At 65.9% G+C, this 14,977-nt stretch carries 11 protein-coding genes; 6 read left to right on the top strand and 5 right to left on the bottom strand.

Translation table 11 applies throughout. The features are described 5' to 3' along the window. Nucleotides 1–49: 49 nt before the first annotated feature. The 4 genes from CV103_RS15915 to CV103_RS15900 all read left to right on the top strand — a co-directional run bounded on the left by CV103_RS15915 (nt 50) and on the right by CV103_RS15900 (nt 4,864). Entirely contained in the window at nt 50–616 is a 567-nt protein-coding gene (locus CV103_RS15915; RefSeq protein ID WP_015458500.1) for an HNH endonuclease, read from the top strand. A 110-nt stretch (nt 617–726) separates the two neighbouring features. Continuing rightward, nucleotides 727–2,397 (top strand): gamma-glutamyltransferase, encoded by a 1,671-nt coding sequence (gene ggt, locus CV103_RS15910; RefSeq protein ID WP_107395512.1) that lies wholly within the window; start codon nt 727–729, stop codon nt 2,395–2,397. A 106-nt stretch (nt 2,398–2,503) separates the two neighbouring features. Continuing rightward, nucleotides 2,504–4,300, top strand: coding sequence for an AMP-dependent synthetase/ligase (locus tag CV103_RS15905; RefSeq protein ID WP_070935060.1), 1,797 nt, complete (start codon nt 2,504–2,506; stop codon nt 4,298–4,300). Between the two features lie 108 nt (nt 4,301–4,408). Continuing rightward, entirely contained in the window at nt 4,409–4,864 is a 456-nt protein-coding gene (locus CV103_RS15900) for an Lrp/AsnC ligand binding domain-containing protein (RefSeq protein ID WP_015458497.1), read from the top strand. A 147-nt stretch (nt 4,865–5,011) separates the two neighbouring features. Here CV103_RS15900 and CV103_RS15895 read toward each other — a convergent pair whose 3' ends face one another. From CV103_RS15895 to CV103_RS15885, 3 genes are all read right to left on the bottom strand, one after another. Beyond that, the gene (locus CV103_RS15895; protein ID WP_015458496.1) at nt 5,012–6,697 is read right to left on the bottom strand and encodes an amidohydrolase family protein; all 1,686 of its coding nucleotides are present in this window, start codon (nt 6,695–6,697) and stop codon (nt 5,012–5,014) included. A gap of 145 nt (nt 6,698–6,842) precedes the next feature. Then, nucleotides 6,843–8,462 (bottom strand): amidohydrolase family protein, encoded by a 1,620-nt coding sequence (locus CV103_RS15890; protein WP_051128818.1) that lies wholly within the window; start codon nt 8,460–8,462, stop codon nt 6,843–6,845. 176 nt (nt 8,463–8,638) lie between these two features. Beyond that, nucleotides 8,639–10,861, bottom strand: coding sequence for a TonB-dependent receptor (locus CV103_RS15885; RefSeq protein ID WP_245896896.1), 2,223 nt, complete (start codon nt 10,859–10,861; stop codon nt 8,639–8,641). On the opposite strand from CV103_RS15885, the gene CV103_RS22535 reads away from it, so the two are divergent. Next, nucleotides 10,860–11,063: a hypothetical protein gene (locus tag CV103_RS22535; RefSeq protein ID WP_170112649.1), complete on the top strand. Its 204-nt coding sequence runs from the start codon at nt 10,860–10,862 to the stop codon at nt 11,061–11,063. The two genes, CV103_RS15885 and CV103_RS22535, sit on opposite strands and share 2 nt — an antisense overlap. Nucleotides 11,064–11,559: 496 nt before the next feature. On the opposite strand, the gene CV103_RS15880 is transcribed toward CV103_RS22535, so the two are convergent. Next, on the bottom strand, nt 11,560–11,775 hold the full coding sequence (locus CV103_RS15880) for a DUF2061 domain-containing protein (protein ID WP_015458493.1): 216 nt from the start codon (nt 11,773–11,775) through the stop codon (nt 11,560–11,562). 91 nt (nt 11,776–11,866) lie between these two features. Further along, nucleotides 11,867–12,901: a quinone-dependent dihydroorotate dehydrogenase gene (locus CV103_RS15875; RefSeq protein WP_107395510.1), complete on the bottom strand. Its 1,035-nt coding sequence runs from the start codon at nt 12,899–12,901 to the stop codon at nt 11,867–11,869. A 144-nt stretch (nt 12,902–13,045) separates the two neighbouring features. Between CV103_RS15875 and CV103_RS15870 the strand changes: the two genes are divergently transcribed. Next, nucleotides 13,046–14,869 carry a DUF885 domain-containing protein gene (locus CV103_RS15870; protein WP_107395509.1) on the top strand — a complete coding sequence of 608 codons (1,824 nt, stop codon included), beginning with the start codon at nt 13,046–13,048 and terminating at the stop codon, nt 14,867–14,869. Nucleotides 14,870–14,977: the final 108 nt, after the last annotated feature.

The raw sequence follows: 14,977 nt of genomic DNA, 5'->3' as shown, positions 1-14,977 counted from the left end.
CGAAGCCGTCCGGTGGCTCTTCCAGCCACACGGGGAGGCCGTCCGTTCCATGTACCATCCCGATCTCCTGCGCCATCCGGATAGTTGCCCGGCGCTCGTGCTCAATGCCGATTATACGCCGCTCAGCTATTATCCGCTCAGCCTGTGGTCCTGGCAGACGGCGATCAAGGCGGTGTTCCTCGAACGCGTCGATATCGTCGCTTACTATCAGCGCGAGGTGCACAGCCCCAATTTCGCGATGCAATTGCCCTCGGTGATCGCCCTTCGCCAATATGTCCGGCAATCGCAATATCCCGCCTTCACCCGGTTCAACCTGTTCCTGCGCGATCGCTTCACCTGCCAATATTGCGGCGCCGCCACCGACCTCACCTTCGATCACGTCATCCCCCGCGCCCAGGGCGGGCGGACGACGTGGGAGAATGTGGCCACCGCCTGCGCGCCCTGCAACCTCCGCAAGGGCGGCCGCACGCCGCGCCAGGCGCATATGGCGCTGATGGAGGAACCGATCCGCCCCACCACCTGGCAGCTCCAGGAAAACGGCCGCAGCTTCCCGCCCAACTATCTGCACCAGAGCTGGCGGGACTGGCTCTATTGGGATGTCGAGCTGGACGCCTGAGCGCCCGTCTGGAGATTCGCTCCCGGCAAATCCGGTGATGCCGGATTTCTCGACAGCCCCGAGCGCGCCTCCCTTTCATTTCCGGGCGGGACTGCTCTAAGGCTGGTGGCATGATCGCGCGCCTTTTCCTGCTCTTCGCCCTTTTTACCGCCGCCTTCCCCGCTTATGCGGCGGGCGGCATCGTCACCGCCGCCGATCCGCGCGCGGCGGAGGCCGGGCGGGAGATGCTGCGCGCCGGCGGCAGCGCCACCGATGCGGCGATGGCGATCATGCTGGCCCTGAGCGTGGTGGAGCCGCAATCCTCCGGCATCGGCGGCGGCGGCCTGCTCGTCCATCATGACGGCCGCACCGGCGCCATCGCCACGATCGACGGGCGCGAGGCCGCGCCCGCCGCCGCCACGCCCGATCGCTTCATGCAGGATGGCCGGCCGATGCCGTTCGCTACCGCCTTTCCCGGCGGCAAGTCCGTCGGCGTGCCCGGCAATATCCGGCTGATGGCGGAGGCGCATCGCCAATGGGGCCGGCTGCCCTGGGCGAAACTGTTCGAACCCGCGATCCGGCTGGCCGAAGGCGGCTACAAGGTCACGCCGCGGATGAGCCAGTTCGCCGGCTATGTCGCGCCGCTGTGGAAGGATTTTCCCGGCATCGCCGCCATTTATGCCCGCGACGACGGCAAGGCGCCCCCGGTCGGCACCCTGATCCGCAATCCCGCGCTGGCGAAGCTGCTGCGCGATGTCGCCGCCGGCGGGCCGGAGGCCTTCTACGGCGGCAGGAACGGCCAGGCGATCGTCGATGCGGTCAGCAAGGCGCCGGTCAATCCCGTGCCGCTCACGCTCGCCGATCTCGCCGCCTATCGCGCGAAGGAACGCCCGGCGCTGTGCGGCGCCTATCGCGGCTATCGCGTCTGCGGCATGGGGCCGCCCTCGTCGGGCACCACCACGATCCTCCAGATGCTCGGCATGCTCGAACGCTTCGACTTGGCCGCCCTCGGCAAGGACAGCCCGGAGGCATGGCACCTGATCGGCGAGGCGATGCAGCTTGCCTATGCCGATCGCGATACCTGGCTGGGCGATACCGATTTCGTGTCGGTGCCGCTGCAGGGGCTGATCGACCGCGACTATCTCGCCCGCCGCTCCACGCTGATCGCGCCCGATCATGCCCGTGGCACCTACGAACCGGGCGTGCCGCCGGGGGCGGAGCCGCGCACCGCCGCCGTCTCCGGCGAGGTTTCGGGCACCACCCATTTCGTCGCGGTCGATGGCGACGGCGATGTCGTAACGATGACCTCCACGGTCGAAGGGCCGTTCGGCAGCCAGCTCGTCGCCTCGGGCATGGTGCTCAACAACGAGCTGACCGATTTCACCTTCGCGCCGGAAAAGGATGGCGCCCCCGTCGCCAACCGGGTGGAGCCCGGCAAGCGGCCGCTCTCCTCCATGTCGCCCACCATCGTCTACGGGCCGGACGGCAGGGTGGTGCTGGCGATCGGGTCCGCCGGCGGCAAGCGGATCATCATGCATGTGATGAAGGCGCTGGTCGGCGTGCTCGACTGGAAGCTGCCCGCGGCCGATGCGATCGCGCTGCCCAACATCTTCTTCGGCGGCGGCGCGCTGCAGGTGGAACAGGGCAGCGCGCTCGATGCCATGCGCCCCGCGCTCGCCCGTTTCGGCCAGCCCGTCGTCGCGGCCGATCTGCCGTCGAAGCTCAACGCGATCGAACGTATCGGCGATGGCTGGCGCGGCGCCGCCGATCCGCGCAGCGAAGGCGTGGTGCTGGCGGAATAGCGCCGGCCGGCCCGCTGTGCGAGCGGCCTTTCCGTAGCGGGTGCATCGGGCTATCCCGGCAGCGGGGGCAGCAGAGAAGGCCCCGGAGAGGCTGCAGGAACAGGGCATGCGCACGCTGGAACATTTCCCCAATCTCGTCACCATGTTCTTCACGCGCGCACGGGAGAAGGGCGGCGCGCCCTTCCTCTGGGCCAAGCGGGGTGATGGCTGGCAGCCGACAAGCTGGGCTGAGGCCGCGCGCGAGGTGGCGGCGCTGGCCGAAGGCCTGCGCGGCATGGGGCTGAGGCGCGGCGACCGGGTGATGCTGGTTTCCGAAAACCGCCCCGAATGGTGCATCGCCGATCTCGCGATCATGGCGGCCGGGCTGGTGACGGTGCCCACCTACACCACCAATACCGAGCGGGATCACGCCCATATCCTGGAGAATAGCGGCGCGCGCGCGGTGATCGTGTCGACGCCCAAGCTGGCCCGCGCGCTGATGCCGGCGGTGCTGCGTTCCACCGGCTGCCGCCACGTCATCGGTATCGAGCCGCTGCGCATCGGCCAGTCGGGCGACGTGCGCTTCCACGACTGGGCGGAGCTGATCGCATCCCAGCCCGGCGATATCGCCGCGGCGGAGGCGGCCGCCGATTTCGGGCGCGACGACCTCGCCTGCATCATCTACACCTCCGGCACCGGCGGCGCGCCGCGCGGCGTGCGCCAGCATCATGGCGCGATCCTCCACAATGTCGCCGGCTGCACCACGATCATCGCCGAGGATTTCGGCTGGGATGACGAGGTGTTCCTATCCTTCCTGCCCCTGAGCCACGCCTATGAGCATACCGGCGGCCAGCATTTCCCGATCGGGCTCGGCGCGCAGATCTATTATGCCGAGGGGCTGGAAAAGCTCGCCTCCAATATCGAGGAGGTGCGCCCCACCATCATGGTGGTCGTCCCCCGCCTGTTCGAGGTGCTGCGCGCCCGCGTGCTGAAATCGATCGAGAAGCAGGGCCGCACCGCGCAATATCTGATGCGCCGCGCGCTCCAGATCGGCGAGAAGAATTATGCCGGCCGTTCCACGCTGGGCGACCTGCCGATGAAGCTCATCCTCCGGCGGACCCTGAAGCCCAAGGTGGGCAAGCGCTTCGGTGGGCGGATGAAGGCGATGGTGTCGGGCGGCGCGCCGCTCAACCCGGAAGTGGGGCTGTTCTTCCACTCATTGGGCCTCACCTTCCTGCAGGGCTATGGCCAGACGGAGGCGGCGCCGGTCATCTCCTGCAACCGTCCCTCGGCCGGGATCAAGATGGACACGGTCGGCCCGCCGCTGCCCGGCGTGGAGGTCCGCATCGCCGACGATGGCGAGATCCTCGTGCGCGGCGAGCTGGTGATGCACGGCTATTGGCGGAATGAGGAGGAGACGGCTCGCGTCCTCAAGGACGGCTGGCTGCACACCGGCGATGTCGGCCATATCGACGAGAAGGGCCGCATCGTCATCACCGATCGCAAGAAGGACATCATCGTCAACGACAAGGGCGACAATGTCGCGCCCCAGAAGATCGAGGGGATGCTGACGCTCGAGCCGGAAATCCTGCAGGCGATGGTGACGGGCGACCGGCGGCCACATCTGGTCGGCCTGATCGTCCCCGATCCCGAATGGGCGCGCGAATGGGCGGAGGCGCAGGGGATTGCCTATGACCCCGCCGTGCTGCGCGGCGATCCCGCCTTCCAGAAGGCGCTGATGGCGGCGGTCGATCGCGTGAACGGCAGCCTTTCGGTGATCGAGAAGGTCCGCCGCATCCTGATCGCCGACGAACCCTTCTCGATCGAGAATGAGATGCTCACGCCCTCGCTCAAGATCCGCCGTCACATCATCCGCAAGGCCTATGGCGCGGCGTTGGACGCGCTCTACGGCACGCGCTCCTGACGGGCGGTAACCACTTTTGATTTTCGGGATATACTCAATATAGACTTGCGAAATACATGAAAATCGTTGCAGTTTGTCTGGATCAATTTCGGAACCGGAGATTCGGCAATGATTGATGAGACGGACCGTCGAATCCTGCGGGCGATTCAAGGTGAAGGGCGAATAACCAACCAGGAACTCGCCGCCCGATGCGGATTATCTGCTTCGGCCTGCTTCGATCGGCTGCGCAAATTGCGCGAGCAGGGCTATATCACCGGCTTCGCCGCGCTGCTCGATCCGGTGAAGCTCGATCGCGCGCTGTTGATGTTCATCGAAGTATTGCTCGATCGCACGACCGGAGACGTTTTTCAGGATTTCGCGGCGGCCGTCAGCAATCTGCCCGAGATATTGGAATGTCACATGGTGGCGGGCGGCTTCGATTATCTTATCAAGGTCCGCGTGCGGGATATGGCGGCCTATCGCGCCTTCCTCGCCGATACGCTGGTGCAGATGCCCGGCGTCCGCGAAACCCGCACCTATGCGGTGCTGGACGAGGTGAAGAACGTCACCGCGCTGCCGATCTGATCGCGGCCTGGTTCCGGATTGCTGGAAAACGCCGGCCTCGGGCCGGCGTTTTTGTCTGGGCTCCAGGTCGTCGGGGCGATGGCCGTGCCCCGAACCGCCCGGCGGTTCCCCCGCCGCCGTGGGGGGCGGCGGCGGGAGATGCGGGTGTTACTGGCCCGGATTGGGGGCCGGCGCGCCGGGCTGGCCCAGCCGAGTCTTCTCCGAAGCCACCATGTCGGCCACTTCGGCCAGCAGCTTCTTCGCGTCGAAGACGATGCCGTCCTTGATCGTGTAGCTGACGCCGCCGACCAGCTCCTGCTTGTTCGTCTCCGGGTTCAGCCGCAGGTGGCCGGTGCCGTAGAGCGTCTTCAGGTTGGCGAGCGGGTTTTCCTTCACGATCACCATGTCGGCGAGCATGCCGGGGCGGATGACGCCGGTGGGCGCGGGCACGCCCTTGGGCCGCCAGGCCTCGTCCGCGCCCCACATGGTGGCCGAACGCATGATCTCCAGCGGGGTGAAGCCGGCCTCGCGGAACAGCTCCAGCTCCTCGATATAGGCGAAGCCGTAGACCTTGAAGATGAAGCCGGAATCGGTGCCCACCGTCACCCGGCCGCCCATATTCTTGTAGGCGTTCATCAGCTTGAAGAAATTGCCGTAGAAGCGGCCCCAGGCGAACTCGTTCTCCGTCGTCCAATCGTAGAAATAGGAACCGTGATTGTCGCGGGTGGACTGGAAATAGTTCCAAAGCTGCGGAGTGGTGAACTTGTTCTGCCAGTCGGCGTTGCGCGCCCGCATCAGATCGCGCGAGGCAGCGTAGATGTTGAACGTCGGGTTGAAGATGACGTTGTTTTCTTTCTGGTGCTGCAGATATTCGCCCCATTGCGGCGAACCGGCCGGAAACACCTCGTCCCAGATCTCGGCGACCTCGCCGAAGCGGTGCTGCTCGTTATTATAATCATAATCGACCGGGAACTGCTGGATGGTCGCATCCTTCAGCAGCGATTCGAAATGGCCGTAATAATGCGTCACCGTATCGAGATGCGCGTCGCCGGCATTGCGGGCGTTGAAATTGGCGACGCCGGTCTGCGCGAGGTGGGCGACGGTGCCCATCTTGTTCTTGTGGGCCTCGTCGATCGCGGCGGCGATGATCTCGGGCGTTTCCTCGGGCCGGTTGAAGAACTTGATGCCGTCGATATTGTTCTTGGCGGCCCAGCGCACCCAGAGACGGGCCTTTTCGGCGGAATCGATCGCGCCCCCGCTCCAGCCCGCGCCCAGCGTCTGATAGTTGAAGATGCGCGGGGCGGCGATCTCGTTGGCGGCCGAGCGGTTCTTCTCGGAGCTGGCGACCGCCGGATCGGCCAGCGGCACGCCGCGCACGGTCGTCACGCCATGGGCCAGCCACAGCTTGTAGGCGTAGCTGACGTCCGGTGCCTTGTCGCTGGCCGGGGTGTGGACGTGCATGTCGACGAAGCCGGGCATCACATACATGCCGGTGGCGTCGATCTCATAATCGGCGTCGCGCGGCTCGCGCTCGGCCTTCAGCGGCAGGCCCGGCCAGCCGGCCTGGGTGACGGCGGTGATCTTGTTGCCTTCGACGGTGATGTCCACCGGCCCGCGCGGCGGCGCGCCGGTGCCGTCGATCAGCGTGGCGCCACGGATCACGAACTTGCGGAACGGCCCCTTGCTCTCGGCGGACGTGCGCGCGGGCGCGGGCACGAATTGCGGCCGCGCGCCGGCGACCGCGCCGGTGGCGCCGCCGGCATACCATTCGTCCGGGTCATGGGCGGGGGACACGGTGGCGAGGCAAGTCGTGGCCAGCGCCAGCGCGGTCAGGCGGAGGATCATCTTCTTCATTGTTTCAGCCCCTTTGCTCTTCCCGTCTGGCGTTGTGCGACCGGCAGGGAATCCTTGTCTTTCATCGGCTTGCCCGGCGCCCCGATCAAGGGGGCGCCGGGCGGAACAAAAAAGGGCGGCCAACTTCGACCGCCCAGTAACAGGATCAGGGATGCGGCAGGCCTTCCTCGGGCATCCCCATGCGCCGCTTCTCGGCCTTCACCATCTCGGCCACGTCGGAAAGCAGCTTCTTCGCGTCGTAGACGATGCCGTCCTTCACGGTGTAGCTGACGCCGCCGACCCGCTCGAGCTTCTGGGTCTGCTCGTTCAGCCGCAGCGCGCCGGTGCCGTAGAGCGTCTTGAAGTTCTGGAGCGGGTTTTCCTTGACGATGACGAGATCGGCGAGCTTGCCGACGCGCACCGTGCCGATCGGCGGCACGGGCTGGCCCTTGGGCTCATAGAGGGTCAGCGCGCCGTTCAGCGTGGCGGACATCAGCACCTGGCTCGGGTTGAAGCCGGCTTCCTGCAGCATCTCCAGCTCCTGGACATAGCCGAAGCCATAGGGCTCGAAGATGAAGCCCGAATCCGAACCCGTCGTCACGCGGCCGCCGATATTCTTGTAATCGTTCAGCAGGCGCATGAACTTGTGGTAGAAATTGCGCCACTTGATCTCGGTGCCCACGGTCCAGTCGTAGAAATAGGAACCGTGGTTCTCGCGCGACGACTGATAGAAGCCCCAGAGCTGCGGCATGGTATATTTGTCATGCCAGTCGGCGTTGCGGGCGTGCATCAGATCGCGCCCGGCGGCGTAGATCGTCATCGTCGGATCGAAGGTGACGTGGTTTTCCTTCTGCTTTTCCAGATAGGCCCACCATTCCGGCGATCCCTCGGCCACGCTTTCCTCGTAGAGGTTGGCGACATCGCCGAAACGGTCCTGCTCGTCGGCATAATTATAATCGTGCCGCCAGTTCTGGACCTGGCCGTTCTTCAGCATGGATTCGAAGTGGCCGTAGAAATGGGTGACGGTGCCGAGGCCCGCCTCGCCCGCCTGCAGCGCGTTCATCCGGCCCACGCCGATCTGGGAAAGATGGGCGACGGTGCCGAGCTTCTGCTTCTTGGCCTCGTCGATGATCGCCTCGATCACTTCCGGCGGCTGATCCTCATTATCGATCAGCTTGATGCCGTCGATGCCCTGCTTGGCCGCCCACTGCACCCAGGCGCGCGCCTTTTCGGGCGTGTTGGTGCGGCCGCCGGTCCAGCCCTTGCCCTGGCCGGGGCGCTGATAGGCGAAGATGCGCGGGGCGACGATCTCGTTGCGGGCGGAACGCGCCCGCTCGCTCAGCGAGATTTCGAGGGGGGCGAGGTCCACGCCGCGCACGGTCGTCACGCCATGGGCCAGCCAGAGCTTGTAGGAATAGCTCATGTCCGGCGCCTTGTCGTCGCTGGCGCCATGGACGTGCATGTCGACGAAGCCCGGCGTCACATACATGCCGGTGGCGTCGAGCTCATAGTCGAAGTCGCGGGGCTCGCGGCCCTGCTTCATCGCCAGGCCGGGCGTGCCGGCCGGCAGGATATCGGCGATGACGTTGTTTTCGATGACGATGTCTACGGGGCCGCGCGGCGGGGCGCCCGAACCGTCGATCAGGGTGACGCCGCGGATCACCATCTTGCGGAAGGGGCCGGCACCTTCGCCGGGCTGGCGGGCGGGGGCGGGGTTGGCGCCCGCGCGCGGCTTCACCGCATCCACCTTGCCGCCGGCGGGCGGCGCCTGGTGGGCGCTGGCCATCGGCCCGCCCGAAAGGCCGAAGCCGGCGGCGCCGATCAGCAGCGCGCTACGCACGAACCCGAATTTATGCTTTTTCATTTCAGAACCCCTGTTCCCGGTTAGGCAGTGCGGCGCCCACGCGAGGGGGCGCAATCCGCGCCGGTCCGGGTTGGGATCGGACCGGCGCGGAAGCAGGCTCAGCGGAAGCGCTTGAGCAGGCTCAGGCCGAACGTGCGCGGCGGAGCGCTGTAGACGGTGGTCTTGCCACCGGTGTTGGAGCTCGATCCGCGGCTGTTGACCGCCGCCGCATCGAACAGGTTGTTGATGAACAGATGCGCGCTCCACTCGCCGTCCGGCGCCTGGACGCCGAAGCGGAGGTTGACCAGCTCGAACGCGTCGACCTTGCGGCGATAGACGTCGAGCGGGGAGAGCGTGCTGTAGGAGTTGCTGGTGTAGCTTGCGTCGACGCGGACGACACCGTCCAGCCCGTCGGTCAGGCCGGTGGTATATTCCGCTGTCCCAGCGAGGTTCCACTTCGGCACATAGGCCAGGCGATCGCCCTTGCGGCCGGTGGCGATCACGACCTCGCTCACCTGGTCTTCCGAAAGCTTGGCGTCGGTGTAGCCGACATTGGCGATCAGCGAGAGGCCGTCGATCGGGGTGGCGTTCAGCTCCACCTCGGCGCCGCGGATGCGGGCCGCGCCGGCGTTGGCGATCAGGCCGAACACCGATCCGGTGCCGGCGGTGCGGCCCGAGACCTGCAGGTCGTCCCAGTCGATCTGGTAGCCGGTGACGTTGAAGTAGACGCCGGGCATGATCTTGGACTTTACGCCAAGCTCATAGTTCCACAGGCTGTCGGACTTGTAGGCCGCAAGCGCCGCCGGCAGGCCGATCACCTGGTTGACGCCGCCGGGGCGGAAGCCCTGCGCCGCCTGGGCATAGACCATCAGGTCGCTGGTGAACTCATAGGAGACGTTGAACTTGTAGACGAAGCCGTCCTCGCTGGAGCTTTCCTCGGTATATGGCGTGACCCTCGAGGAATAATGCTCCTGGCCCTTGTCGATGCGGCCGCCGACCGTCTTGTCATAGTCGTAATAGCGCGCACCGGCCGTCAGCGTCAGCTTGTCGAAGAACTTGTAGGAAAGCTCCGCGAAGGCAGCCTTCTGCTTCAGGCGATCCTTGATCGTGCGATCGTAGAAGATGTTCTCGTCCACGAAGTCCTGCAGCTGGCCGGTATTGGGATCGGCCGTCAGCAGGGTGCTGCGCACGGTGGTCTTGCGGTCTTCGGAGAAGAGGCCGACCGTCCAGTTGAACGGACCGCCGTCGGTCGAGCTCACGCGCAGCTCGTTGGTCCAGTTCTTGATCCGCTGCGGCTGGTAGAGGCTCGAATAGAGGATGCGATCGGTCTGCTCGAGATAGGTCGCAAGCTCGGTCGGCGAGCAGGTGAGGTTCACGTTGCCCAGGTGATAGCGCGCGCAGCCTGCGGCATTGTCGCGGCCGTTGAAGGTATCGCTGACGTCGCCGACCTGGGTGCGGTCGCGATCGAAATAGGTGGTGACGGCGGTCAGGGCTACGGGGCCGAAATCATAGTTGATCGTGCCGCTGTAGATGCGGTTCTTGTCGTAATTGCCCGATTCCGAACGGCCGTCCGTCACGTAGCGCTTGCCGGTCTCGGCGATCCAGCGCGGGCTGTCGGTCGAAACCTTCTCATAATAAGCGGCGAGGTCGACGGTCAGTTCGTCGGTCGGGGTGAAGCGCACCAGCGCGCGGCCGCCATAGGAATAGCCGTCGTTGATGTTGGTGGTGCCGTAAAACTCGTTGTCCACATAGCCGGCGAACTGGTTGTAGTTGCCGACGACGCGGATCGCGAGCTTGTCCTCGACGATCGGCAGGTTGATCATCGCGTCGGTGGAGGCGCCCATGCTGCCGCCGTCCACGGCGGACATGGTGCCGGCGACGGCCGCCTCGATCCGGTCGGTCTTCGGCTTCTCGTAGATGATGCGCACCGTGCCGCCCATCGATCCCGAGCCGTAGAGCGTGCCCTGCGGGCCGCGCAGCACTTCGGCGCGCTGCACGTCGAACAGGCGCAGGTCGGGCGTGGAACTGGCCGCGTCGCTGGTGGTGCTGACCGATCCCGAGACGGGCGACTCATCGAAATAGACGCCCACGGTCGGCTCGCCGGCGGCGGTCACGCCGCGCAGGATGACGCGGCGGTTGCCGGGGCCGCTGTCGACGATGCGCAGGCTGGGCGTGTTGCGGGTGAGATCGGTGAAGCTGGTGGTGCCGCCGCGCTGGAGCGATTCGCCGCCGACGGCGGAAATGGCGAGCGGCGTATCCTGCAGGCGGGTGTCGCGCTTCAGCGCGGTGACGACGATTTCGCCGGAATTCTCGGTTTCCTGGGCGTGGGCGAGATGTGGCATGACAAGCATCGCAGTGCCGACAAGCAGTGCAACCTTGCGCTGCGATCGGGCAGCAGAGCGCGCGGCGAAAACTTCGCCGAATCCAAATGTCATCGGAGACCCCCTTTTAAATTTTTTGTTCCAGCGCGACCCGCAGGAACCTTGTCCTCATTATCCCTTGGTTCTGATTATCGGTTTTGTTCTGTTTTTTTCTTGTCCGTGAACCGTAACATCGGCTCACGCGAAGGTGTTTGTTTTTTTGCCCCTCAAAGTAGAATTTTCTTCGGGCTGATGCCGGGAATCGAAGAATTTCTCCTGAATCGGCCTGAAGCGGCAGCTTTTCGGGTATGAGGGGGAAATGCCGGAGATATCACGATGATCGCGGTGATTCCCGCCAGCCGTTGCGGCCGGAGGCAAGCAAGGGCAGGCATCCCGCAAGGCGCGGGAACCGAGGGGATCATGTTCCGCATGCTGGACATCCATCGGCATTCCCGCGGTGATATCCGCAAAAATGGGGGATGATAGGGCTAAGCGGCCCACGGATTTGCGATCCGTGGGCCGATTTGGCGCACAGGGCGCAACATATTCGGGATCGCGGACGCATTTCTCCCGAAACGGCGACTAACCGAACGATATTCGAAAAGGCCGAAGTGGGAGGGAGCGTGCGGCCGCCGCGCGGGCCGCATATGCGGGAGCGATCCGCGCCGGATCGGGGAATTTCAGCGGGCGGCGGCCGCCCGGCCGAGGCGGGGGAGGCGCAGCCGCCCGGCCCAGGCCCGTTCGTGGAAGAAGAAGGCGACCGCGTTCACGCACGGCTCGATCAGCGCGATCCCGCCGGCGATATGCGCCGATCCGGTAAGGGCATAGGCCACGCTGAACCCCACCGTCAGGTGGATGGCGAGATAGGTGAGCGTCTTCAGATATTCGTGCGACATGGCGGCGGACCTTTGCTGGTCCAGCTTATATGCGAATCGTTCGCAATAAGATCAAGGCGATTGATATCGCTTCTGTGATCGCCTGTATCGATCAATCCTGGCCGATCGCCTGCTCGATCCGGCTGAAGCCGTCGCGCGCCATCAGCTCGGGCAGATCGCGCACGATCCGTCGCGCCAGGCCGGGGCCTTCATAGACCAGCGCGCTGTAGAGCTGCACCAGGCTGGCGCCCGCGCGGATGCGGGCATAGGCGTCGCTTGCGCTGGCGATCCCGCCCGCCGCGATCAGCGGGATCGCGCCGCCCGTCGCCTTGCGGAAATCCCGCAGCCGCTGGAGGGCGAGATCGCGCAGCGGCGCGCCGGAAAGCCCGCCCGTCTCCCCGCGCAGCGCCGATTTCAGCGGCGGCCGGCCGATCGTGGTATTGGCGACGATCAGCGCGTCGATCTTCCGGTCGGCCGCGACGGCGGCGATATCGTCGATATCGGCGGGCTCCAGATCGGGCGCGACCTTCAGGAACACCGGCGGCCGCGCCTGCCCCCGCGCCTCCATCACGCCGGCCAGCAATTCGTCCAGCGCCGCGCGCGATTGCAGAGCCCTGAGGCCCGGCGTGTTGGGGGAGGAGATGTTGACCGTCAGATAATCGGCCACGTCCTTCATCACCGTCACGCCGCGCGCATAATCGGCGATGCGATCGGCGGCATCCTTGTTGGCGCCGATATTGACGCCGACGATGCCGGGGCGGTGGCGCCGCTTCAGCAGCCGTTCCAGCGCCGCCGCCTGGCCGCCATTGTTGAAGCCCATGCGGTTGATGACGGCGCGGTCCTCGCCCAGCCGGAACAGGCGCGGGCGGGGATTGCCGGGCTGGGGGAAGGGGGTGAGGGTGCCCACCTCGACGAAGCCGAAGCCCAGCGAGAGCATCGCGTCCGGCACCTGCGCGTCCTTGTCGAAGCCGGCGGCCAGCCCCACCGGATTGGGGAAGGCGATGCCGGCCAGGTTCACCGCCAGCCGGGGATCGGGCGCCGGCCTGCCGCCCGCCGGTTTCAGCCGCAGCGCCGTCACCGTCGTGCGATGCGCGCTTTCGGCGTCGATGCGGAAGATGAAGGGGCGGATCAGCGGATAGAGCGACATGGCCGCCCGCCTAACCCGTCGCGCCCGCCGCTGTCATGTCTTTTGCGCGAATGGCGGTTTGACGCGGCGTCTGGTCACGCTAACACACTGGCAGGGGACCAGATGATCTAGCCGGCAATCGAACAGGATAAACAGGGAGTCCGCATGTTCCGCACCCTTCTTCTCACCTCCGCCATGCTGCTGGCGGCGCCTGCCGCGGCGCTGGCCGCGCCCGCTGCGGCGCCTGCCGCCGTTCCCACCGCGCAGGATGCCGCGCTGAAGCAGTTCTTCGTGGATTTCGACAAGGCGGAGCTTGCCCGCTCGCCGATGACCAAGGCCTATCGCGGCATCCGCGACGGCGATTACGGCAAGTGGAACGATTTCTCCGACGCGGCCGAGGTGCGCCAGCACGATGCGGAGCAGGCGGCGCTGGCGGAGATGCGCAAGCGCTTCGACCCCGCGAAGCTGAACGAGGAGGATCGCCTGTCCTTCCACCTGTTTGAAAAGATGATCGAGCGGCGCGACCGGGCCTTCCCCTATCGCGACTATGAATATGCCTTCGATCAGATGAACGGCGCGCAGAGCCAGCTTCCCGCCTTCCTCATCAACATCCACCGCGTCACCAGCAAGGCGGATGCCGAAGCCTATGTCAGCCGCCTCCAGGCGCTGGGCCCGGCGATCGACGAGATCGTCGCGGCATCGAAGGAACGCGCGGCCAAGGGGCTGATGCCGCCCAAATGGGTCTACCCCTATGTCATCTCCGATGCGCGCAACGTCGTGGCCGGCGCGCCCTTCGGGCCGGGCGAGGATGCGCCGCTCTTCGCCGATCTCAAGGCCAAGGTCGGCAAGCTGGATATCCCGCAGGCGGAGAAGGATGCGCTGATCGCCGCCGGCGCAAGCGCGCTCACCACGTCCGTCCAGCCCGCCTATCAGCGGCTGATCGCGGAGATGGCCGCGCAGGAGGCGAAGGCCGGCACCGATGACGGCGTGTGGCGGTTCCCGAACGGCGCCGCTTATTATGCGGAGCGGCTGGCCAATTACACCACCACCAGCCTGACGCCCGATCAGATCCACCAGATCGGCCTCGACAATGTCGCCCGCATCCATGGCGAGGTGCAGGCGATCATGGACAAGACCGGCTTCAAGGGCGACCTCCAAGCCTTCTTCAAGTTCATGCGCGAGGACAAGCGCTTCTACGCGCCCAATACGGACGAGGGCCGCGCCCTCTATCTCGCCGAAACCGAAAAGGCGAAGCAGTGGGTGACGGCGAAGCTGCCGCAATGGTTCGGCGTGCTGCCGCAGGCGCCGCTGGTGGTGAAGCGGGTGGAGCCGTTCCGCGAGAAATCGGCCGGCAAGGCTTTCTACCAGAGCCCCGCGCCCGATGGTTCGCGCCCCGGCACCTATTATGCCAACCTCTACGACATGGCGGATATGCCGCTGTTCGAGGTGGAGGCGCTCTTCTACCATGAGGGCCTGCCCGGCCATCACCTCCAGCGGACGATCCAGACGGAGCTGAAGGACGTGCCGCCCTTCCGCCAGTTCGGCGGCGTCACCGCCTATACCGAAGGCTGGGGCCTCTATTCGGAGAAGCTCGCCAAGGACATGGGGCTCTATACCGATCCCTATCGCGATTTCGGGCGCCTCCAGCTGGAGCTGCATCGCGCGATCCGGCTGGTGGTCGATACCGGCATGCATCACAAGCGCTGGACCCGCGAGCAGGCGATCAAATATGTCGAGGACAACAGCGCCGATGCGCCGGGCGGCATCGTCAAGGCGATCGAGCGCTATGCCGTCTATCCCGGCCAGGCGACCGCCTACATGATCGGTCGCCTCAAGATCAGCGAGCTGCGCGATAAGGCGCAGAAGGCGCTGGGCGACCGCTTCGACGTCCGCGGCTTCCACGATGTCGTGCTGAAGAGCGGGCCGGTGCCGCTCGACGTGCTCGAGGAACAGGTGGATGCCTGGGTGAAGGCGCAGAAGGCGGCCTGATCGCCGGCCGGCGGGGCGCGTGCCGCGCGCGCCCCGCATGCCGGCCAGCCCTTTTCCCATCCGGGTAATTCCTGAGTCGATTCCATCCAATCGCGGCGCAGCAGAGTG

Source organism: Edaphosphingomonas fennica (assembly GCF_003034225.1).
GTDB classification, from domain to species: Bacteria; Pseudomonadota; Alphaproteobacteria; order Sphingomonadales; family Sphingomonadaceae; genus Sphingomonas_E; species Sphingomonas_E fennica.
This window is presented reverse-complemented; position numbering and strand designations above follow the sequence as displayed.